This is a genomic window from Rodentibacter caecimuris (assembly GCF_010587025.1).
GTDB classification, from domain to species: domain Bacteria; phylum Pseudomonadota; class Gammaproteobacteria; order Enterobacterales; family Pasteurellaceae; genus Rodentibacter; species Rodentibacter caecimuris.
Window position 1 is genome coordinate 1,808,653 of record NZ_CP040863.1, and the last position, 18,017, is coordinate 1,826,669.

Genomic DNA, 18,017 nt, shown 5'->3' on the forward strand with positions numbered 1-18,017 from the left:
AAGTGACATCCCCTTTAAGCCTATTGATAAATGCTTTCTTTTGTGTGGAAACCATCTTTAATGACCGTTTCATCAATATTGGTTTTATCAACGGCAATCGGGTCAAGTAAATAGGCAGGTACGTTTTTAAGTCCGTTGTTAAGCGCGGCGTTTGATTCTACGTTTTCGTTTTTACCTAATTTCACGGCGATTTGAGCGGCGGTATCAGCAAGTTTTGTAATAGGCTTATAAACCGTCATGGTTTGTGAGCCGCTTACAATGCGTTTAATCGCAGCTAAATCCGCATCCTGACCTGAAATAGCCACTTTACCCGATAATCCTTGTGCACTTAATGCTTGAATTGCCCCGCCGGCAGTCGCATCATTTGAAGCGACCACCGCATCAATATTATTTTTATTGGCAGTGAGTGCGTTCTCCATAATTTGTAATGCTTTTTCAGCGAGCCAAGAATCTACCCATTGATCGCCAACCACTTTAATTTTCCCCGTTTTAATTAAAGGCTCTAAGACTTTCATTTGCCCTTTTCTAAACAATTTGGCGTTGTTATCAACCGGTGAACCGCCCATTAGGAAATAATTACCTTCCGGTTTTACCGCAACAACGCTTTTGGCTTGTAATTCTCCGACTTTTTCATTATCAAAAGAAATATAGAAATCCAAGTCGGCATTATTAATTAAGCGGTCATAAGCCAATACTTTAATTCCTTCTTTTTTTGCTTCGGAGATAACGTTGCTCAAGACTTCACCGTTGTGCGGAATAATCACTAAAACATCAATATCCTTATTGATCATATTTTCAATTTGAGAGATTTGTGCCGAATCATCACCGTTTGCCGATTGTACGAAAACTTTTGCGCCCATGGACTCTGCTTTTTTGACGAAAATATCGCGGTCTTTTTGCCATCTTTCTAAGCGTAAATCATCAATAGATAAACCGATTTTAAGATCTTTGGAATAGGCAGAACTACTCAATACCGTTAATGCCGCTGCAAGAGTGAGTAAAACTGATTTAATTTTCATACTGATACCTCAATAGTTAATTGAATAGAAGGTAGAGCGGTTGCTCCGATGGTTAGTTTTCTTATTTTAACCCTCTCTTTCAATTATAAAATCTTTCACTATCATTACGTTTTTTCACAATTGTGATCTATGCCACAATTGCAAATTATCGCTATTGGAAAACAAAATAACGTAATTGATGAATAAGGTGTTTTTCATAAAAATACAGGAAATTTCATCATTCAAAGAGGAAAATCCTATGGCAAACTACTTCGATAAAATTGAAAAAATCACCTTTGAAGGCGTACAATCAACCAACCCTTTTGCTTTTAAACACTATGATGCGAATCAGGTCATTTTAGGCAAAACTATGGCGGAACATTTGCGTTTAGCCGTATGTTATTGGCATACTTTTTGCTGGAATGGGAATGATATGTTTGGACTGGGTTCTTTTGACCGAAGTTGGCAAAAAAATGCTGATGCACTTGCTGGGGCGGAACAAAAAGCAGAGATTGCCTTTGAGTTTTTCAGTAAATTGGGCGTACCTTATTATTGTTTTCATGATGTGGATGTCGCACCGGAAGGCAATTCTGCAAAGGAATATTTACAAAATTTCCATCATATTGTGGATATTTTAGAATGCAAACAAGCAGAAACCGGAGTAAAACTGCTATGGGGAACGGCAAATTGTTTCACTAATCCGCGTTATATGTCCGGTGCATCGACCAATCCAAATCCTGAAGTGTTTGCATGGGCGGCAATGCAGGTATTCAATGCAATGAATGCCACAAAACGCTTAGGAGGGGAAAACTATGTATTGTGGGGCGGGCGTGAAGGCTATGAAACCTTGCTTAACACGGATCTGAAACGTGAGCGTGAACAACTTGGCCGTTTTATGCAAATGGTGGTGGAACATAAGTATAAAATTGGTTTCAACGGCACGTTATTAATTGAGCCGAAACCGCAAGAACCGACAAAACATCAATATGATTATGATGTGGCAACCGTTTATGGTTTCCTAAAACAATTTGGATTGGAAAAAGAAATTAAGGTGAATATTGAGGCAAATCATGCGACACTTGCCGGACATAGTTTCCAACATGAAGTGGCAACCGCTTGTGCATTGGATATTTTCGGTTCTATTGATGCTAATCGTGGTGATCCGCAACTTGGTTGGGATACGGATCAATTCCCGAACAGCGTAGAGGAAAACTCCTTAGTAATGTATGAAATTTTGAAACATGGCGGATTTGCCACGGGTGGTTTTAATTTTGATGCAAAAATTCGTCGCCAAAGTACCGATCCTTATGATTTATTCCATGGTCATATTGGGGCGATTGATGTGTTAGCATTATCTTTAAAACGGGCGGCAACAATGCTCCAACAAGAAACTTTACACAAAATCGTTGAAGCGCGCTATGCCGGTTGGAACGGTGAACTCGGTCAACAAATTTTGCAAGGTCAGCTCGCTTTGGAACAACTTGCCCGACTTGTTCAGGAAAAAGGATTTGATCCAAAACCGATGTCCGGTCAGCAAGAGTATTTAGAAAATATCGTGAATCAAGTCATTTATCGTTAAGGTTTAGTTCAAAAGTGCGGTCATTTTTCACCGCACTTTTGGGTTTGGGAGGCAGTATGTATATCGGCATTGATTGTGGTACGCAGGGTACAAAAGCGATTGTTGTAGATTCTGTGCAGAAAAAAGTGATCGGCGTGGGCTATGCCGCGCATGATTTGATTGAGCAATCAAACGGACGGCGTGAGCAGCATCCGAGTTGGTGGATCGCGGCGTTCAAACAGGCATTAAATAGTGCGTTAAAACAAGCGCAAATATCACCGCACTTTTCTCCACGCTTAGTGAAAGCTATTGGAATTTCCGGTCAGCAACACGGTTTAGTTTTGTTGGATGAAAACGATCAACCTTTATACAACGCAAAACTTTGGTGTGATACGGAAACGGCAAATGAAAATGCGGCATTGATTGAAAGCCTTGGTGGTGAGGAGGAGGTATTTCATCAGCTTGGTATTCTCTGTCAAACGGGTTACACCGCCTCTAAATTGTGTTGGTTCCGCAAACATTATCCAACCGTTTTTGAACGAATCCGAAAAATTATGTTACCGCACGATTACCTTAATTATTGGCTTACCGGCAATTTTTGTACGGAGTTTGGTGATGCTTCCGGTACTGGCTATTTTGATATTGTGAAACGACAATGGAATCTAACAGTATTTGCGCAAATTGCACCGGAATTAAGTATGGAGGAGGTATTGCCAACCTTGCTTTCTGCGGAAACAAAATTGGGTGTGATAAAACCTGACATTGCGGCCCAATTCGGTTTTAACGAAGATGTTATAGTTTCCACTGGTGGTGGCGATAATATGATGGGCGCAATAGGCACAGGGAATATTCGTGAAGGCATTGTTACTATGAGTCTCGGTACATCCGGCACTCTATATGCTTACACACATAAACCGTTGCAAGATTTACCCCCGATGATTGCTAATTTTTGTTCAAGCAATAATGGTTGGTTGCCGCTCATTTGTGTGATGAATATGACTTCATCAAATAAACAAGTGATGAATTTACTCAATATTGATGTGGCTGAATTTAATCATCTCGCGCAACAGGCGCCGATTGGAGCGGAAGGAATGACGATTTTGCCATTTTTTAATGGCGAGCGGATTCCACCTTTACCGAATGAAAAGGCTCGTATTTTAGGTTTGGATTCAAATAATTTCACTCAAGCCAATCTTTGCCGTGCCATGATGGAAGGGGCAACCTTTACCTTGCGCTACGGTTTGGATCTTTTCCGCCAAGCAGGCTTGGCAACCTCACAAATTCGTTTGATTGGCGGGGGGGCAAAAAGCCTGCTTTGGCGGCAAATGATAGCGGATGTAATGAATACGGAAGTGGTTTGTTTGTTGGAGGAGGAAGCAGCGGCACTTGGCGGGGCGATTCAAGCAATGTGGGCAAATGGTGAGGGGGAATTGGGGACGTTGTGTGAAGAATTTGTGCATTTAGATCCCCACTCAATATGTTCTCCTCATCAAAAAAATGTTGAATCCTATGAAGTGATTTATCAACGTTATCTTGCTTATCTTCATTCTCTTCATTAAAAAAGGTGGGCTACCCCACCTTTCGTTTTTATTTATTAGAAAAATTGACCGCACTTTCATAGCCTAACTGTCGCCAAGCTTCATACACGGCAACCGCCACGGAATTGGATAAATTCATACTGCGGCTGTTGGCGGTCATCGGAATTCGGATTTTCTGTTCCATCGGCAGACGGTCTAAAATCGACATCGGGATACCGCGGGTTTCAGGGCCGAACATTAAATAATCGCCTAATTCAAATTTTACTTGGCTGTGAGCCGGCGAACCTTTGGTGGTGAGGGCAAATAAGCGTTTCGGTTTTTCGTTTTCTAAAAACGCTTCAAAGGTTTTGTGGCGTTTGATCTCGGCGAATTCGTGATAATCCAAGCCCGAACGACGCAGACGTTTATCATCCCAAGTGAAACCGAGGGGCTCGATTAAGTGCAAACGAAAACCGGTATTGGCACAAAGGCGAATAATATTGCCGGTGTTTTGGGGAATTTCCGGCTCGTATAAAACAATGTCTAACATAATTTTTCTCAGTTTTGATATAAACGATAACTCACCATGCCGGTGGTTTTCTCTTTTAATAATGTCCAATTTTCAGGAGTGTTGAGGTGATTTTGCTTTTCCGTTTCCACGTAAATGAGGGCATTCGGATACAGCCAGTTATTTTCAACAAGCAGACGGATCGCCTGTTCAGCCAAGCCAAAATGGAAAGGCGGATCAAGAAAAACTACATTAAAGTGCGGTTGATTTTGCGGTAGTTTTAAAAAATCCAAACAACTTTGATTGAGCACCTGCGCCTGTTCCTCCGTGCATTTTAAGGTATGCAGGTTTTTTTTCAGTTGATTGGCAACGGTTTTGTCTTTTTCCAAAAATGTTACTTTTTCGGCTTGGCGGGAAAGGGCTTCAATCCCGAGCGAGCCGCTGCCGGCAAAACCGTCTAAGCATTTTGCTTGATGAATGTAAGGCATTAACCAATTGAATAAAGTTTCTTTTACTCGGTCGCCGGTGGGGCGTAATCCCTCTGCGTTTAACACGGGTAATTTCCGACCACGCCAAAGCCCGGCGATAATGCGAACTTCACCTTTTAGGGCTTTGGGAGAGGAAACTTGCGATTTTTTCATAAAGCATCGGATTTTTAGTGAAAATTGTGCTTAGTTTAGACGATTTTTTGCTAGAATGAACCACATTTTTATCGGACGGCAGTTAAGAGAACAATTTATGACAGAAGAAAAGAAAAAAGGCGGTTTTTGGGCATCCTTATTCGGGCGTAATAAGCAACAAGAGGCCCACCAAATTGAGCCCGTCATTATTGAAGAAGAAAAAATTGAACAACCGACAGTTGAAGAAACAACTGTCGAGCAACAGATTGAATCCGAAAACATTGCGGAACAGCAGGAAGATACTGAAAGTGCGGTCAATTCCGAGTCGGTTTTCAGCGAAGATACACAAAAAGATGATGGCATACAAACGGAAATAGAAGAAAAAACAGCGGAAATTTCGACCGCACTTGAATCATCCGATCCAATTATTGTGCCTGAAAATGCGGAAAAAAATCTTCCTATTGAAGAAGTCGAAATTGAACCCGAAATTATTGAAGATATCAAAGAAGAACTTCAACCGACGGAGGAAACCGAAACCCGTGAAAAACCAAGCGAAGGCGGTTTTTTCAGTCGTTTAGTGAAAGGCTTACTCAAAACCAAGCAAAATATCGGTGCCGGTTTTCGCAGTTTTTTCTTAGGCAAAAAAATTGATGATGAATTGTTTGAGGAATTGGAAGAACAATTGTTAATTGCGGATATTGGTGTGCCGACAACCTCTAAAATCATTAAAAACCTCACTGAACACGCAAGTCGCAAACAATTACAAGATGCGGAGTTGCTCTATCAACAACTCAAAGTCGAAATGGCGAATATTCTTGAGCCGGTCGCACAACCATTGAAAATCGATACTTCGAAAAAACCTTATGTCATTTTAATGGTAGGCGTGAATGGTGTGGGTAAAACCACCACGATTGGCAAACTTGCGCGGAAATTCCAAGCGGAAGGTAAATCCGTGATGTTAGCCGCCGGCGATACTTTCCGTGCAGCGGCCGTGGAGCAGCTACAAGTGTGGGGCGAGCGAAATAATATTCCGGTTGTCGCACAAAGTACGGGATCGGATTCCGCCTCTGTTATTTTTGATGCGATGCAATCTGCTGCGGCACGCAACATTGATATCTTAATTGCCGATACGGCAGGACGCTTACAAAATAAAAATAATTTGATGGACGAGCTGAAAAAAATCGTTCGGGTAATGAAAAAATATGATGAAAGCGCACCGCATGAAATTATGCTCACGTTGGATGCCGGAACCGGTCAAAATGCGATTAGCCAAGCGAAATTGTTTAATGAAGCCGTTGGTTTAACCGGTATTTCTCTCACAAAACTGGATGGTACGGCAAAAGGTGGGGTGATTTTTGCTATTGCGGATCAGTTTAATTTACCGATTCGTTATATTGGTGTGGGTGAGAAAATTGAAGATTTACGTGAGTTTAACGCAACAGAATTCATCGATGCGTTATTCGTACATGAAAATGAAGAATAAGGAAAAACTGTGATTAAGTTCTCGAATGTTTCAAAAGCCTACCACGGCGCAACCCAACCGGCATTGCAAGGACTAAATTTTCATTTACCGGTCGGTAGCATGACCTATCTGGTGGGGCATTCAGGCGCAGGGAAAAGTACCTTGCTTAAGCTGGTTATGGGCATGGAAAAAGCTAATGCGGGACAAATTTGGTTTAACGGTCACGATATCACCCGTCTGTCAAAATATGAAATTCCGTTTTTGCGTCGCCAAATCGGCATGGTTCACCAAGATTATCGTTTATTGACGGATCGCAGTGTGGTAGAAAATGTGGCATTCCCGCTTATTATTGCCGGAATGCACCCGAAAGATGCGCATTCACGTGCTATGGCGTCTCTTGATCGCGTAGGGCTGCGTAATAAGGCGCATTATTTGCCGACACAAATTTCCGGTGGGGAACAACAACGGGTTGATATTGCCCGTGCTATTGTGCATAAACCGCAACTTTTATTGGCGGATGAACCAACGGGAAATCTCGATGATGAGCTATCGTTAGGCATTTTTAATCTTTTTGAGGAATTTAATCGTTTAGGAATGACCGTGTTAATCGCTACTCACGATATTAATTTAATCCAACAAAAACCAAAACCTTGCTTGGTGCTTGAACAAGGCTATTTACGTTATTAAGGACAAACCATGAGCCGATCAACTGATGCTTCTTTTTTTGTGCAAACGGCTTACACCTTACGTGCGGTGTGGGCGGATTTGTGGCAACGCAAATTCGGTACGTTGCTTACGATTTTGGTGATTGCCGTTTCGCTCACTATTCCGACGATCAGTTATTTAATGTGGAAAAATTTACATTTAGCCACCACACAATTTTATCCGGAAAGCGAACTCACGATTTATTTACACAAAAATTTAACTGAAGAAGATGCGAATTTAGTGGTAGAAAAAATTCGCCAACAAGAAGGCGTTGATTCTCTCAATTATGTTTCCCGGCAAGAAAGCTTAAAGGAATTTAAAAGCTGGTCGGGGTTCGGCGAAGAATTGGATATTCTTGACGATAACCCACTACCGGCAGTGGTTATGGTGAAACCAACCAAAGAGTTTAACGCTTCTGAAAAACGTGAAATATTGCGAACCAATCTCGATAAAATTAAAGGTGTACAAGAAGTCCGGTTAGATAATGATTGGATGGAAAAATTGACCGCACTTTCATGGCTGGTGGCACACGTAGCGATTTTTTGCACCGTATTAATGGTAATCGCTGTATTTTTGGTGATTGGCAATAGTATTCGTTCCGATGTGTATAGTAGCCGGGCAAACATTGATGTGATGAAATTACTCGGTGCAACGGATCACTTTATCCTCCGTCCTTATCTTTACACCGGTATGATTTATGCTCTGCTGGGTGGTTTTGTTGCCGCCATCTTTAGTAGTTTTGTCATTGGCTATTTCACCTCTGCCATGAAGTATGTCACCGATATTTTCGCCGTACAATTTGCCCTAAACGGCTTAGCCGTCGGAGAATTGATTTTTCTCTTAGTCAGCTGTTTAACTATGGGCTATGTTGGTGCTTGGATCGCTGCCAAAAGACATATTGCCTTGATTGATAATCGAGTTTAATTGTTGATATTGAAAAGTGCAGTTGTTTTCCATCGTGTTTTGATTTTGAAACAATATGGAAAACAACTGCACTTTTTATATTAGTAACAGTCTTTCCATTAGAAAGTAAAAAATACAGTTGCTAATGAGATGCGATTTTTTCGACAGAGAGCTCTAGTGGACAATATACATTATCATCTCTTAGTTATGTTTTAGTTCATAAGCAAGCTGCACTTTTTTGATGAATATTATTTATCCTAATATGACGATTTTCCTCTCCTGCAATACCATTTAAATCCATTCTTCTTTAAAAAAAGAGCAATAATAACTATTGTTAAAATAATCAAAACCCACTAATAGCAGGATGTAGCTGTATAATGTGTAAAAATTAGTTGAAACAACTAATTTTTCATTGGTTTTTAAGATAAATGTTGGGCAGGGTAGATAGTTAAGATATTTTTCACTGTTCTTTAAACTCCTCCGATCAGTGTTAACTAATTGATTTTATTTGTTTTTCTCTCTGTCATATAATTTTTATATTTGTCTTTGTTGAGAATTATTTCCTTTTTTATTATAAGTATGCACCTCACATGCATAGATATGTGAATAAATAAAAATTGAAAAACTTATTTTTGGAAGAAAAATTATGAAAAATTTAACTACAAATAAAACATTGGCATTAGCCTTACTTGCAGGTCTTACTGCAAGTTATTCGGTTGCACAAGTCACAGATCAACGAGTACAAGAGATTAACAATAAAGTTGAGAAAAATACTAAGGATATCAGTGTTTTGAGTGCTAAAATGGAGAATATCAATAAAACATTGGACCTAGTCAATTACGATGTTGGACGAAACGTTGGTAAGGTCGATCGATTGAGTGCTAAAACGGAGGATATCGATAACACATTGGACCAAATCAATGGCAATATTAGAGATCACTCTGATGCGATCAGTAGATTGTTTACTAGAACAAATGATATTGATGATACATTAGCCTCAGTTCAATCTACAGTCAACTCTCATGAAGTGCAGTTTGAGGCGTTAAATAAAATAACTCAAGGTCATGAATTAAGAGTTAGTGGGAATGAGTTTGATATTAAAACAAATAAAGCAGATATTGCACAGAATAAATCTGACATAGCGACAAATAAAGCGGGTATTGCACAGAATAAGTCTGACATAGCCACAAATAAAGAGGGTATTACACAGAATAAATCTGACATAGCGACAAATAAAGCGGGTGTTGCACAGAATAAGTCTGACATAGCCACAAATAAAGCGGGTATTGCACAGAATAAATCTTACATAGCGACAAACAAAGCAGGTATGGCACAATATAGATCTAGTATTACTAAAAATATTGCTCGTATCAGTAATTTGGAAGGGCGTGTTGATCGACTTGAAAAAAATGTAAAACGTTCTTTTGCTGCACAGTCGGCATTAATCGGTTTATTCCAACCGTATAATGTGGGCAAATTTAACTTGAGCGCTGCTGTTGGTGGTTATAATTCAGAAACGGCTTTTGCTATTGGTAGTGGTTATCGCTTTAACCAGAATGTTGCAGCTAAAGCAGGGATTGCAATGGCACCGAGTAGTAGCAGTGTTAGCTATAATGCCGGCATAAATTTTGAATGGTAATGAATAAAGCATAGTTTTTTATACGTTATTATATTTATTTAATGCCGTATATAAATGCAGTCTCTCAAGTGCGGCTGTTTTCCATCGTGTTTTGATTTTGAAACAATGCGGAAAACAACCGCACTTTTTGTATATTTTTAAATAAATACCTTGCAATCCGTTTTGGTTTTATGTAGTATTTGCAGGCTTTCAGTGTGAAAGCCGTTTAATGTAATCATTTATTAAACGTGCGTAGCGATATGTTACGCCAAACAATGTTTCCGATTTGGAGACTATATAACAGGTAACTTGCACCTCCTTTTCTATTTTGAAGTTAGAATTGTGGTTGGTGTTAGTTTTTTTATTAGCTAAATTTTATTGGAGCTCTGGTCTAATGCAGAACCAAAGAATCCGTATCCGCTTAAAAGCATTCGATCATCGTTTGATCGATCAATCTACTGCGGAGATCGTAGAAACAGCTAAACGTACCGGTGCACAAGTTCGTGGTCCGATCCCTTTACCAACCCGTAAAGAGCGTTTCACCGTGTTGATTTCTCCACACGTAAATAAAGATGCGCGTGACCAATATGAAATTCGTACTCACAAACGTTTAGTAGATATCGTAGAGCCAACAGAAAAAACTGTTGATGCATTAATGCGTTTAGATTTGGCTGCCGGCGTTGACGTGCAGATCAGCCTAGGTTAATTAAGAGGTTATTACAATGATTGGTTTAGTCGGTCGTAAAGTTGGTATGACCCGTATCTTCAATGAAGACGGTGTGTCAGTACCAGTTACCGTTATCGAAATCGAAGCCAACCGCGTAACTCAAGTTAAAACTCTTGAAAACGATGGCTATACTGCAATTCAAGTTACTACAGGTTCTAAAAAAGCGAATCGTATAACTAAGCCTGAAGCAGGTCATTTCGTGAAAGCAGGTGTTGAAGCTGGTCGCGGTTTATGGGAATTTCGTACTGAAGGTGAAGAATTCACTTTAGGTCAAGAAATCAATGTTGACATCTTCGTAGATGTTAAAAAAGTTGATGTTACCGGTACTTCTAAAGGTAAAGGTTTCCAAGGTGGTGTTAAACGTTGGAATTTCCGTACTCAAGATGCTACCCACGGTAACTCTTTATCACATCGTGTACTTGGTTCTATTGGTCAAAACCAAACTCCGGGTCGTGTGTTTAAAGGTAAAAAAATGGCAGGGCATTTGGGTGCTGAGCGTGTAACCGTTCAATCACTTGAAGTTGTTCGTGTAGATGCTGAGCGTAAATTACTATTAGTAAAAGGTTCTGTACCTGGTGCAATCAATAGTAATGTTATCGTTAAGCCGGCAGTTAAAGCATAAGTCTAGGAGATAGAGATGGAATTACAAGTTGTAGGTGCAAATGCACTCACTGTTTCTGAAACTACCTTCGGACGTGAGTTTAACGAAGCATTGATCCACCAAGTTGTTGTTGCTTATGCAGCAGGTGCGCGTCAAGGTACTCGTGCACAAAAAACTCGTGCTGAAGTGTCTGGTTCAGGTAAAAAACCTTGGCGTCAAAAAGGTACTGGTCGTGCCCGTTCAGGTGATATCAAATCACCAATCTGGCGTTCTGGTGGTACAACCTTTGCGGCAAAACCACAAGATCACAGCCAAAAAGTGAACAAAAAAATGTACCGTGGTGCAATTAAAAGCATTCTCTCTGAATTAGTTCGTCAAGACCGCTTAATGGTTGTTGAGAAATTTGAGATTGATGCACCAAAAACTAAAGTTTTAGTACAAAAATTAAAAGATTTAGCAGTTGAAGATGCGTTAATTATCACAGCAAGTTTAGATGAAAATCTGTTCTTAGCAGCGCGTAACTTATATAAAGTTGACGTACGTGATGTGCAAGGTATCGATCCGGTAAGCTTAATCGCTTTTGATAAAGTGATTGTTACTGTTGATGCTGTGAAACAAATTGAGGAGATCTTAGCATGAGTCAAGAACGTTTGCTGAGCGTGCTTCGTGCACCGCACATCTCTGAAAAAGCAACTAACAATGCTGAAAAATCTAACACTGTTGTACTTAAAGTTGCTTTGGATGCAAACAAAGCTGAAATTGCTGCAGCTGTTGCTCAATTATTTGAAGTAAAAGTAGATTCAGTTCGTACTGTGGTTGTTAAAGGTAAAACCAAACGCCGTGGTACTAAAATGGGTCGTCGCAGCGACTGGAAAAAAGCTTATGTAACTTTAGCCGAAGGCCAAAATTTGGACTTCGTGGACAGTGCAGAGTAATCGGAGGAGAATAAAGAATGGCTATCGTTAAATGTAAGCCGACCTCCGCTGGTCGTCGTCACGTTGTTAAAATCGTGAACCCTGAATTACACAAGGGGAAACCTTACGCACCATTACTAGATGCTAAATCTAAAACCGGTGGTCGTAACAACTATGGTCGTATTACAACTCGTCACATTGGTGGCGGTCATAAGCAACACTACCGTTTAATCGATTTCAAACGTAACAAGTTAGATATCCCAGCGGTTGTTGAGCGTTTAGAATATGATCCAAACCGCTCTGCTAACATCGCTTTAGTGCTTTATAAAGACGGTGAACGTCGTTATATCTTAGCACCTAAAGGATTGTCAGTAGGCGATCAAATTCAAGCTGGTGTAAACTCACCAATCAAAGTGGGTAATGCGTTACCAATGCGTAATATTCCGGTTGGTTCAACAGTACATAACGTTGAATTAAAACCAGGTAAAGGTGGTCAAATTGCCCGTTCTGCCGGCGCATATGTACAGATCATTGCACGTGAAGGAAACTATGTGACCTTACGTTTACGTTCAGGTGAAATGCGTAAAGTATTAGCGGAATGTGTTGCGACAATTGGTGAAGTTGGTAACTCAGAGCATATGCTTCGCGTATTGGGTAAAGCCGGTGCTAGTCGCTGGAGAGGTATTCGCCCAACAGTTCGTGGTACTGCAATGAACCCGGTTGACCATCCACACGGTGGTGGTGAAGGTCGTAACTTTGGTAAACATCCAGTCACACCTTGGGGCGTTCAAACCAAAGGTAAGAAAACTCGTCACAACAAACGTACCGATAAATATATCGTACGTCGTCGTGGCAAATAATAGATTAAATTAAAGAGGATTAGCCATGCCACGTTCTCTCAAGAAAGGTCCTTTCCTTGACCTACACTTGTTGAAGAAGGTAGAGAAGGCGGTGGAAAGCGGGGATAAAAAACCAATCAAAACTTGGTCCCGTCGTTCAATGATCATTCCATCAATGATCGGATTGACCATCGCAGTCCATAATGGTCGTCAGCATGTTCCAGTTTATGTATCTGATGAAATGATCGGTCATAAATTAGGTGAATTTGCACCGACTCGTACATACCGCGGTCACGCGGCAGATAAGAAAGCTAAGAAATAAGAGGTAAATAGATGGAAACTATTGCAAAACATCGTTACGCTCGCACTTCTGCCCAAAAAGCTCGCTTAGTTGCCGATTTAATTCGTGGTAAAAAAGTTGCGCAAGCATTAGAAATCTTAACTTTCACTAACAAAAAAGCAGCGTCTTTAGTGAAGAAAGTTTTGGAATCTGCTATTGCAAACGCAGAGCACAATGATGGTGCAGATATTGATGATCTTAAAGTTGCTAAAATCTTCGTAGATGAAGGTCCTAGCATGAAACGTGTTATGCCACGTGCTAAAGGTCGTGCAGATCGTATTTTAAAACGTACTAGCCACATCACTGTGGTTGTGTCGGATCGTTAATCAGTAGGAGAATAGCAATGGGTCAAAAAGTACATCCACATGGTATTCGCCTAGGTATTGTTAAACCTTGGAGCTCTACTTGGTTCGCGAATACACAAGACTTCGCTAACAATCTTGAAGGCGATTTCAAAGTACGCAAATTCTTAAATAAAGAATTAGCAAATGCTTCAGTTTCACGTATTACGATTGAGCGTCCGGCTAAAAGTATTCGTGTAACTATTCACACAGCTCGTCCTGGTATCGTAATCGGTAAAAAAGGTGAAGATGTTGAAAAATTACGTAACGCAGTATCTAAAATTGCTGGCGTTCCGGCTCAAATTAACATTGCTGAAGTGAAAAAACCTGAATTAGATGCGAAATTAGTTGCAGAAAGCATCGCTTCTCAATTAGAACGTCGTGTTATGTTCCGTCGCGCGATGAAACGTGCGGTACAAAGCGCAATGCGTTTAGGTGCGAAAGGTATCAAAGTTGAGGTTAGCGGTCGTTTAGGTGGTGCAGAAATTGCACGTTCAGAATGGTATCGTGAAGGCCGTGTACCTCTCCATACTCTTCGTGCAGACATCGATTATAACACTGCAGAAGCACACACAACTTACGGCGTAATCGGCGTAAAAGTGTGGATCTTCAAAGGTGAGATTCTTGGTGGAATGGCTGCCGTTGCGCAATCAGAACAACAACCTGCCGACAAGCCGAGAAAGGCTCCGCGCGGTAAAGGTCGTAAGTAAGGAGAAACGCTAAATGTTGCAACCAAAACGTACAAAATTCCGTAAAGTTCACAAAGGCCGCAACCGTGGTATCGCAAATGGTACTGAAGTGAGCTTTGGTACTTACGGTTTAAAAGCAGTTGGTCGTTGCCGTTTAACCGCTCGTCAAATTGAAGCGGCACGTCGTGCGATGTCTCGTGCGGTAAAACGTCAAGGTAAAATCTGGATTCGTGTATTCCCAGATAAACCAATTACTGAAAAACCATTAGAAGTCCGTATGGGTAAAGGTAAAGGTAACGTTGAATACTGGGTAGCCTTAATCCAACCGGGTAAAGTGCTTTATGAAATGGATGGTGTGTCTGAAGAAGTGGCAAGAAATGCTTTTGCATTAGCAGCAGCAAAATTGCCGGTTAAGACTACCTTCGTAACTAAGACGGTGATGTAATGAAAGCTCAAGATTTACGTACAAAAAGTGTTGAAGAGCTGAATGCTGAATTATTAAACCTTCTAGGTGAACAATTCAAATTGCGTATGCAAACAGCCACCGGTCAGCTTCAACAAACCCATCAGGCTAAACAAGTGCGTCGTGATATTGCACGTGTAAAAACTGTATTAACCGAAAAGGCGGGTGAGTAATGACTGATAAAATTCGTAGCGTACAAGGTAAAGTTGTTAGCGACAAAATGGAAAAATCTTTCGTTGTTGCAATTGAACGTAAGGTAAAACATCCATTATACGGTAAATTTATCCGTCGTACAACAAAATTACACGTACACGATGAAAACAATGAAGCCAAAGTTGGTGATACCGTAGAGATTCGCGAGTGCCGCCCTCTATCAAAAACCAAGTCTTGGACATTAGTTCGTGTTGTTGAAAAAGCGGTTATTGCTTAATTCACAATCGTAAAGAATAAAAGCCAATGGTATATAATACCATTGGCTTTTTTAATTACTGTATCCTATTGATTAAAAGAGTTTCATGTATTAAATTCAGGTTTATTCATTATCAATGACTTATCTAAAGTAAAATTGATTATGGATAAAGTTATACAATACAGATTTATGGAAGACAGGCATGGCGATCAACCGTTTTTTAATGTTGCTTTATATAACTCGGATCTTGATATTAATACCTTGAATCATATAGGTCATTTAGGATTCTCTCTTTCGAATTATGATTCATTTAAAAATTTAGATAAAGTGTTAATTCATTACAATATCGGTGTCGGTTACACTTCTAAACTGGATTTAATGAAAGAAACTTGGGCATATATAAATCGAATATAATAAAAAAGACGAACAGATGTTCGTCTTTTTTGTTTAACCTAAAATATTAAAGATTAACCCATACCGTATTTTTTCAATTTTTTACGTAAAGTACCACGGTTGATACCAAGCATATTGGCCGCACGGGTTTGGTTGCCGCGAGTATATTGCATAACCATATCTAACATTGGGTGTTCAACTTCCGCTAATACTAATTCGTAAAGATCATTCACATCTTGACCATCTAACTGCGATAAATAATTGCGCAATGCTTGTTTGACAGAATCACGTAATGGTTTATTGGTTACTTGTGACTGAGAGTTTAAAACTGAAACGGTTAATGCTTCAGATGGATTACGTTGTTGTTCTAACATTTTTCTTTATCCAAAATTGAATTTAAAAAATCCTCTAACACAATAAGTTGCTCTTTGGCATCACTAATTGTGTTAAAAGCCTGTCTAAAAACGGAATCGGGTTGAATTCCCTGTAAATACCACGCCACGTGTTTTCGTGCAATGCGGTAACCTTTTTGTTCACCATAGAATTGGTGTAATTCTTGAATATGACGCAAAATTTGACCGCACTTTTCACTTAAACTTGGCGTTTGTGTTATCGAATCATACTCAATTAGGCTCTCTACAGCTTGGAATAGCCATGGATTACCTAATGCTGCACGACCGATCATAATTGCATCAGCACCTGTGTAATCAAGTACTGCTTTTGCTTTTGCTGCGGAATCAATATCACCATTTGCAATTACAGGAATGGAGATAGCTTGTTTAACCGAGCGAATATTGTCGTATTCTGCTTTCCCTTCAAAGAAGCATTCTCGCGTTCGACCATGAATAGTTAAAGCCTGAACTCCGGATTGTTCAGCAATTTTGCCGATTTGTACGCAATTTCGATTGGATTTATCCCAGCCTGTGCGAATTTTTAAGGTGACCGGCACATCAACAGCATTGACGACTTCCCGTAGAATTTTTTCTACTAAGTCGGGAAATTGTAATAGGGCAGATCCAGCCAGTTTACGATTGACTTTTTTGGCGGGACATCCCATATTGATATCAATAATTTCTGCACCGTATTCCACATTAATGGCTGCGGTTTGTGCCATTTCTAGCGGATCGGAACCTGCAATTTGCACGGCATTCATGCCTAAGTCGTCACTATGTGCTAAACGAAGTTTGGATTTCTCTGTATGCCAAACTTGTGGATTGGTTGACATCATTTCTGAGAATGTGAGCCCCGCACCATAATGCGCACAAAGACGACGAAAAGGTTTATCGGTAATACCTGCCATCGGTGCGAGTAAAACACGGTTTTTTAATTGGTATGAACCGATTTGCATTTTACCTTTACCACCTTCAAGCAAGCCTAAATCCTATTATTGTCGAATTAGGGCAACAACCGACAAGGCGTGCTATGATACGCATTTTGTCCTAGTTTGCAAAGTGAAATTTGTTCAAAAAATACACTTTTTTTGATTGACAAAAGGAAATTAATGGATTTTTAACTTGCCTGTAATTCGACTCCATTCCTCACGCACTTCTACGGGATCTAAAGTAAAGGTTTGTGCATAGGTTTCGCATACAGATTGAGCTTGAGTTTCCAAAATACCGGATAAACCGAGCTCACCATTTTCTTTTACGAGCCGACTAATCGCCGGATAAAGCTCTTTTAACGGACCAGCGAGAATATTGGCGACAACCACATCGGCTTTGAGAGCCGTTGGTTTTTCATCGGATAAAAATAATTGCAAGCGATCCGCCACACCGTTTTGTTCCGCATTATTACGGCTGGCAAGAATAGCTTGCGGATCGATGTCAATTCCGACCGCACTTTTTGCACCAAGTTTTAGCGCCGCAATAGCTAAAATGCCGGAGCCGCAACCGAAATCAATAACGGTTTTGCCTTTCAAATCCAGACCGTCCAGCCATTCTAAACAGAGTGCTGTTGTCGGGTGCGTACCGGTGCCGAAAGCTAATCCGGGATCAAGCATGACATTGACGGCATTTTCATTGGGAATTTCACGCCAACTTGGGCAAATCCATAAACGTTTGCCAAATTGCATTGGGTGAAAATTATCCATCCATTCCCGTTCCCAATCTTTGTCTTCAATTTGTTCAATTTTATAAGCGGTATTTTCGTCTAAATGTCTCGCTTGATGCAGTAAATCGACAATTTTTGTCATGTCGGTTTCCGCATCAAATAATGCCATGACATCCGTATTACCCCAAAGTCGGGTTTCACCGGGTAGCGGTTCAAAAATCGGCGTATCTTGGCTATCCATAAAAGTCACGGAAACGGCACCGATTTCTTCTAGAAAATCGCTCATTTTTTCTGCTTTTTCATTTGTACTATTCAGACGAATTTGAATCCAAGCCATGTGTTTTCCTTAATGCTATAAAAATA

General features: G+C 40.3%; 24 protein-coding genes. 18 read left to right on the plus strand and 6 right to left on the minus strand.

From position 1 onward, the window contains the following. Positions 1-20: 20 nt before the first annotated feature. On the minus strand, positions 21-1,019 hold the full coding sequence (gene xylF / locus FEE42_RS08885; protein WP_059368537.1) for a D-xylose ABC transporter substrate-binding protein: 999 nt from the start codon (positions 1,017-1,019) through the stop codon (positions 21-23). A 238-nt stretch (positions 1,020-1,257) separates the two neighbouring features. Here xylF and xylA point away from each other — a divergent pair, with 238 nt between their 5' ends. Together xylA and xylB are read left to right on the plus strand one after the other, a co-directional pair. Then, the gene (xylA, locus tag FEE42_RS08890; protein ID WP_059368536.1) at positions 1,258-2,577 is read left to right on the plus strand and encodes a xylose isomerase; all 1,320 of its coding nucleotides are present in this window, start codon (positions 1,258-1,260) and stop codon (positions 2,575-2,577) included. Between the two features lie 56 nt (positions 2,578-2,633). Beyond that, positions 2,634-4,115: a xylulokinase gene (gene xylB / locus FEE42_RS08895; protein WP_164028257.1), complete on the plus strand. Its 1,482-nt coding sequence runs from the start codon at positions 2,634-2,636 to the stop codon at positions 4,113-4,115. 28 nt (positions 4,116-4,143) lie between these two features. On the opposite strand, the gene trmL is transcribed toward xylB, so the two are convergent. Further along, positions 4,144-4,623 carry a tRNA (uridine(34)/cytosine(34)/5-carboxymethylaminomethyluridine(34)-2'-O)-methyltransferase TrmL gene (gene trmL, locus FEE42_RS08900; RefSeq protein ID WP_059368534.1) on the minus strand — a complete coding sequence of 160 codons (480 nt, stop codon included), beginning with the start codon at positions 4,621-4,623 and terminating at the stop codon, positions 4,144-4,146. An 8-nt stretch (positions 4,624-4,631) separates the two neighbouring features. Continuing rightward, positions 4,632-5,222 carry a 16S rRNA (guanine(966)-N(2))-methyltransferase RsmD gene (rsmD, locus tag FEE42_RS08905; RefSeq protein WP_077658260.1) on the minus strand — a complete coding sequence of 197 codons (591 nt, stop codon included), beginning with the start codon at positions 5,220-5,222 and terminating at the stop codon, positions 4,632-4,634. 97 nt (positions 5,223-5,319) lie between these two features. Here rsmD and ftsY point away from each other — a divergent pair, with 97 nt between their 5' ends. The 16 genes from ftsY to FEE42_RS08985 all read left to right on the plus strand — a co-directional run bounded on the left by ftsY (position 5,320) and on the right by FEE42_RS08985 (position 15,626). Then, positions 5,320-6,684: a signal recognition particle-docking protein FtsY gene (gene ftsY, locus FEE42_RS08910; protein ID WP_164028828.1), complete on the plus strand. Its 1,365-nt coding sequence runs from the start codon at positions 5,320-5,322 to the stop codon at positions 6,682-6,684. A 9-nt stretch (positions 6,685-6,693) separates the two neighbouring features. Continuing rightward, positions 6,694-7,350, plus strand: a complete 657-nt coding sequence (ftsE, locus tag FEE42_RS08915) for a cell division ATP-binding protein FtsE (protein ID WP_059368531.1) — start codon at positions 6,694-6,696, stop codon at positions 7,348-7,350. A gap of 9 nt (positions 7,351-7,359) precedes the next feature. Next, entirely contained in the window at positions 7,360-8,292 is a 933-nt protein-coding gene (gene ftsX, locus FEE42_RS08920; RefSeq protein WP_077658257.1) for a permease-like cell division protein FtsX, read from the plus strand. Positions 8,293-8,917: 625 nt separating this feature from the next. Continuing rightward, positions 8,918-9,910, plus strand: a complete 993-nt coding sequence (locus tag FEE42_RS12885) for a YadA C-terminal domain-containing protein (RefSeq protein WP_164028259.1) — start codon at positions 8,918-8,920, stop codon at positions 9,908-9,910. A gap of 373 nt (positions 9,911-10,283) precedes the next feature. Then, positions 10,284-10,595 (plus strand): 30S ribosomal protein S10, encoded by a 312-nt coding sequence (gene rpsJ, locus FEE42_RS08930; RefSeq protein WP_001181005.1) that lies wholly within the window; start codon positions 10,284-10,286, stop codon positions 10,593-10,595. Between the two features lie 16 nt (positions 10,596-10,611). After that, positions 10,612-11,238, plus strand: coding sequence for a 50S ribosomal protein L3 (gene rplC / locus FEE42_RS08935; RefSeq protein WP_059368528.1), 627 nt, complete (start codon positions 10,612-10,614; stop codon positions 11,236-11,238). 15 nt (positions 11,239-11,253) lie between these two features. Beyond that, positions 11,254-11,856 (plus strand): 50S ribosomal protein L4, encoded by a 603-nt coding sequence (gene rplD, locus FEE42_RS08940; RefSeq protein ID WP_059368527.1) that lies wholly within the window; start codon positions 11,254-11,256, stop codon positions 11,854-11,856. Beyond that, positions 11,853-12,152: a 50S ribosomal protein L23 gene (gene rplW, locus FEE42_RS08945; RefSeq protein ID WP_018356228.1), complete on the plus strand. Its 300-nt coding sequence runs from the start codon at positions 11,853-11,855 to the stop codon at positions 12,150-12,152. The genes rplD and rplW overlap by 4 nt, the downstream gene beginning before the upstream one ends. Positions 12,153-12,169: 17 nt before the next feature. Continuing rightward, positions 12,170-12,991: a 50S ribosomal protein L2 gene (gene rplB / locus FEE42_RS08950; RefSeq protein ID WP_059368526.1), complete on the plus strand. Its 822-nt coding sequence runs from the start codon at positions 12,170-12,172 to the stop codon at positions 12,989-12,991. Positions 12,992-13,016: 25 nt separating this feature from the next. Continuing rightward, entirely contained in the window at positions 13,017-13,292 is a 276-nt protein-coding gene (gene rpsS / locus FEE42_RS08955; protein ID WP_005539416.1) for a 30S ribosomal protein S19, read from the plus strand. Positions 13,293-13,303: 11 nt separating this feature from the next. Next, a complete protein-coding gene (rplV, locus tag FEE42_RS08960; protein WP_018356230.1) occupies positions 13,304-13,636 on the plus strand; it encodes a 50S ribosomal protein L22 in 333 nt (110 codons plus the stop codon). A gap of 17 nt (positions 13,637-13,653) precedes the next feature. After that, positions 13,654-14,361, plus strand: a complete 708-nt coding sequence (gene rpsC / locus FEE42_RS08965; protein WP_077545059.1) for a 30S ribosomal protein S3 — start codon at positions 13,654-13,656, stop codon at positions 14,359-14,361. A gap of 13 nt (positions 14,362-14,374) precedes the next feature. Next, complete coding sequence (rplP, locus tag FEE42_RS08970) at positions 14,375-14,785, plus strand: 50S ribosomal protein L16 (protein WP_018356232.1); 411 nt, start codon at positions 14,375-14,377, stop codon at positions 14,783-14,785. Beyond that, positions 14,785-14,976, plus strand: coding sequence for a 50S ribosomal protein L29 (gene rpmC, locus FEE42_RS08975; protein WP_018356233.1), 192 nt, complete (start codon positions 14,785-14,787; stop codon positions 14,974-14,976). The genes rplP and rpmC overlap by 1 nt, the downstream gene beginning before the upstream one ends. Further along, positions 14,976-15,233, plus strand: a complete 258-nt coding sequence (gene rpsQ, locus FEE42_RS08980) for a 30S ribosomal protein S17 (RefSeq protein WP_005625886.1) — start codon at positions 14,976-14,978, stop codon at positions 15,231-15,233. The genes rpmC and rpsQ overlap by 1 nt, the downstream gene beginning before the upstream one ends. 168 nt (positions 15,234-15,401) lie before the next feature. Further along, a complete protein-coding gene (locus tag FEE42_RS08985) occupies positions 15,402-15,626 on the plus strand; it encodes a hypothetical protein (RefSeq protein WP_158513613.1) in 225 nt (74 codons plus the stop codon). A 53-nt stretch (positions 15,627-15,679) separates the two neighbouring features. Here the strand turns inward: FEE42_RS08985 and fis are convergent, their stop codons facing one another. From fis to prmA, 3 genes are all read right to left on the minus strand, one after another. Then, positions 15,680-15,979, minus strand: a complete 300-nt coding sequence (gene fis, locus FEE42_RS08990) for a DNA-binding transcriptional regulator Fis (protein ID WP_018356238.1) — start codon at positions 15,977-15,979, stop codon at positions 15,680-15,682. Next, on the minus strand, positions 15,973-16,953 hold the full coding sequence (gene dusB / locus FEE42_RS08995) for a tRNA dihydrouridine synthase DusB (RefSeq protein WP_164028829.1): 981 nt from the start codon (positions 16,951-16,953) through the stop codon (positions 15,973-15,975). Before dusB ends, fis begins: the two co-directional genes overlap by 7 nt. Positions 16,954-17,103: 150 nt before the next feature. Further along, entirely contained in the window at positions 17,104-17,991 is an 888-nt protein-coding gene (prmA, locus tag FEE42_RS09000; RefSeq protein WP_164028261.1) for a 50S ribosomal protein L11 methyltransferase, read from the minus strand. Positions 17,992-18,017: the final 26 nt, after the last annotated feature.

Excerpts from the sequence above, each read along its gene's own strand:
- rplW (WP_018356228.1), top strand. The coding sequence starts at position 11,853 with ATGAGTCAAGAACGTTTGCTGAGCGTGCTTCGTGCACCGCACATCTCT.
- fis (WP_018356238.1), bottom strand. The coding sequence starts at position 15,979 with ATGTTAGAACAACAACGTAATCCATCTGAAGCATTAACCGTTTCAGTT.
- rsmD (WP_077658260.1), bottom strand. The coding sequence starts at position 5,222 with ATGAAAAAATCGCAAGTTTCCTCTCCCAAAGCCCTAAAAGGTGAAGTT.
- FEE42_RS12885 (WP_164028259.1), top strand. The coding sequence starts at position 8,918 with ATGAAAAATTTAACTACAAATAAAACATTGGCATTAGCCTTACTTGCA.
- xylA (WP_059368536.1), top strand. The coding sequence starts at position 1,258 with ATGGCAAACTACTTCGATAAAATTGAAAAAATCACCTTTGAAGGCGTA.
- rpsC (WP_077545059.1), top strand. The coding sequence starts at position 13,654 with ATGGGTCAAAAAGTACATCCACATGGTATTCGCCTAGGTATTGTTAAA.
- rpmC (WP_018356233.1), top strand. The coding sequence starts at position 14,785 with ATGAAAGCTCAAGATTTACGTACAAAAAGTGTTGAAGAGCTGAATGCT.
- ftsY (WP_164028828.1), top strand. The coding sequence starts at position 5,320 with ATGACAGAAGAAAAGAAAAAAGGCGGTTTTTGGGCATCCTTATTCGGG.
- FEE42_RS08985 (WP_158513613.1), top strand. The coding sequence starts at position 15,402 with ATGGAAGACAGGCATGGCGATCAACCGTTTTTTAATGTTGCTTTATAT.
- rpsQ (WP_005625886.1), top strand. The coding sequence starts at position 14,976 with ATGACTGATAAAATTCGTAGCGTACAAGGTAAAGTTGTTAGCGACAAA.
- dusB (WP_164028829.1), bottom strand. The coding sequence starts at position 16,953 with ATGCAAATCGGTTCATACCAATTAAAAAACCGTGTTTTACTCGCACCG.
- rpsS (WP_005539416.1), top strand. The coding sequence starts at position 13,017 with ATGCCACGTTCTCTCAAGAAAGGTCCTTTCCTTGACCTACACTTGTTG.
- rplD (WP_059368527.1), top strand. The coding sequence starts at position 11,254 with ATGGAATTACAAGTTGTAGGTGCAAATGCACTCACTGTTTCTGAAACT.
- rplP (WP_018356232.1), top strand. The coding sequence starts at position 14,375 with ATGTTGCAACCAAAACGTACAAAATTCCGTAAAGTTCACAAAGGCCGC.
- ftsX (WP_077658257.1), top strand. The coding sequence starts at position 7,360 with ATGAGCCGATCAACTGATGCTTCTTTTTTTGTGCAAACGGCTTACACC.
- prmA (WP_164028261.1), bottom strand. The coding sequence starts at position 17,991 with ATGGCTTGGATTCAAATTCGTCTGAATAGTACAAATGAAAAAGCAGAA.
- rplV (WP_018356230.1), top strand. The coding sequence starts at position 13,304 with ATGGAAACTATTGCAAAACATCGTTACGCTCGCACTTCTGCCCAAAAA.
- xylB (WP_164028257.1), top strand. The coding sequence starts at position 2,634 with ATGTATATCGGCATTGATTGTGGTACGCAGGGTACAAAAGCGATTGTT.
- trmL (WP_059368534.1), bottom strand. The coding sequence starts at position 4,623 with ATGTTAGACATTGTTTTATACGAGCCGGAAATTCCCCAAAACACCGGC.
- rplB (WP_059368526.1), top strand. The coding sequence starts at position 12,170 with ATGGCTATCGTTAAATGTAAGCCGACCTCCGCTGGTCGTCGTCACGTT.
- rplC (WP_059368528.1), top strand. The coding sequence starts at position 10,612 with ATGATTGGTTTAGTCGGTCGTAAAGTTGGTATGACCCGTATCTTCAAT.
- xylF (WP_059368537.1), bottom strand. The coding sequence starts at position 1,019 with ATGAAAATTAAATCAGTTTTACTCACTCTTGCAGCGGCATTAACGGTA.
- rpsJ (WP_001181005.1), top strand. The coding sequence starts at position 10,284 with ATGCAGAACCAAAGAATCCGTATCCGCTTAAAAGCATTCGATCATCGT.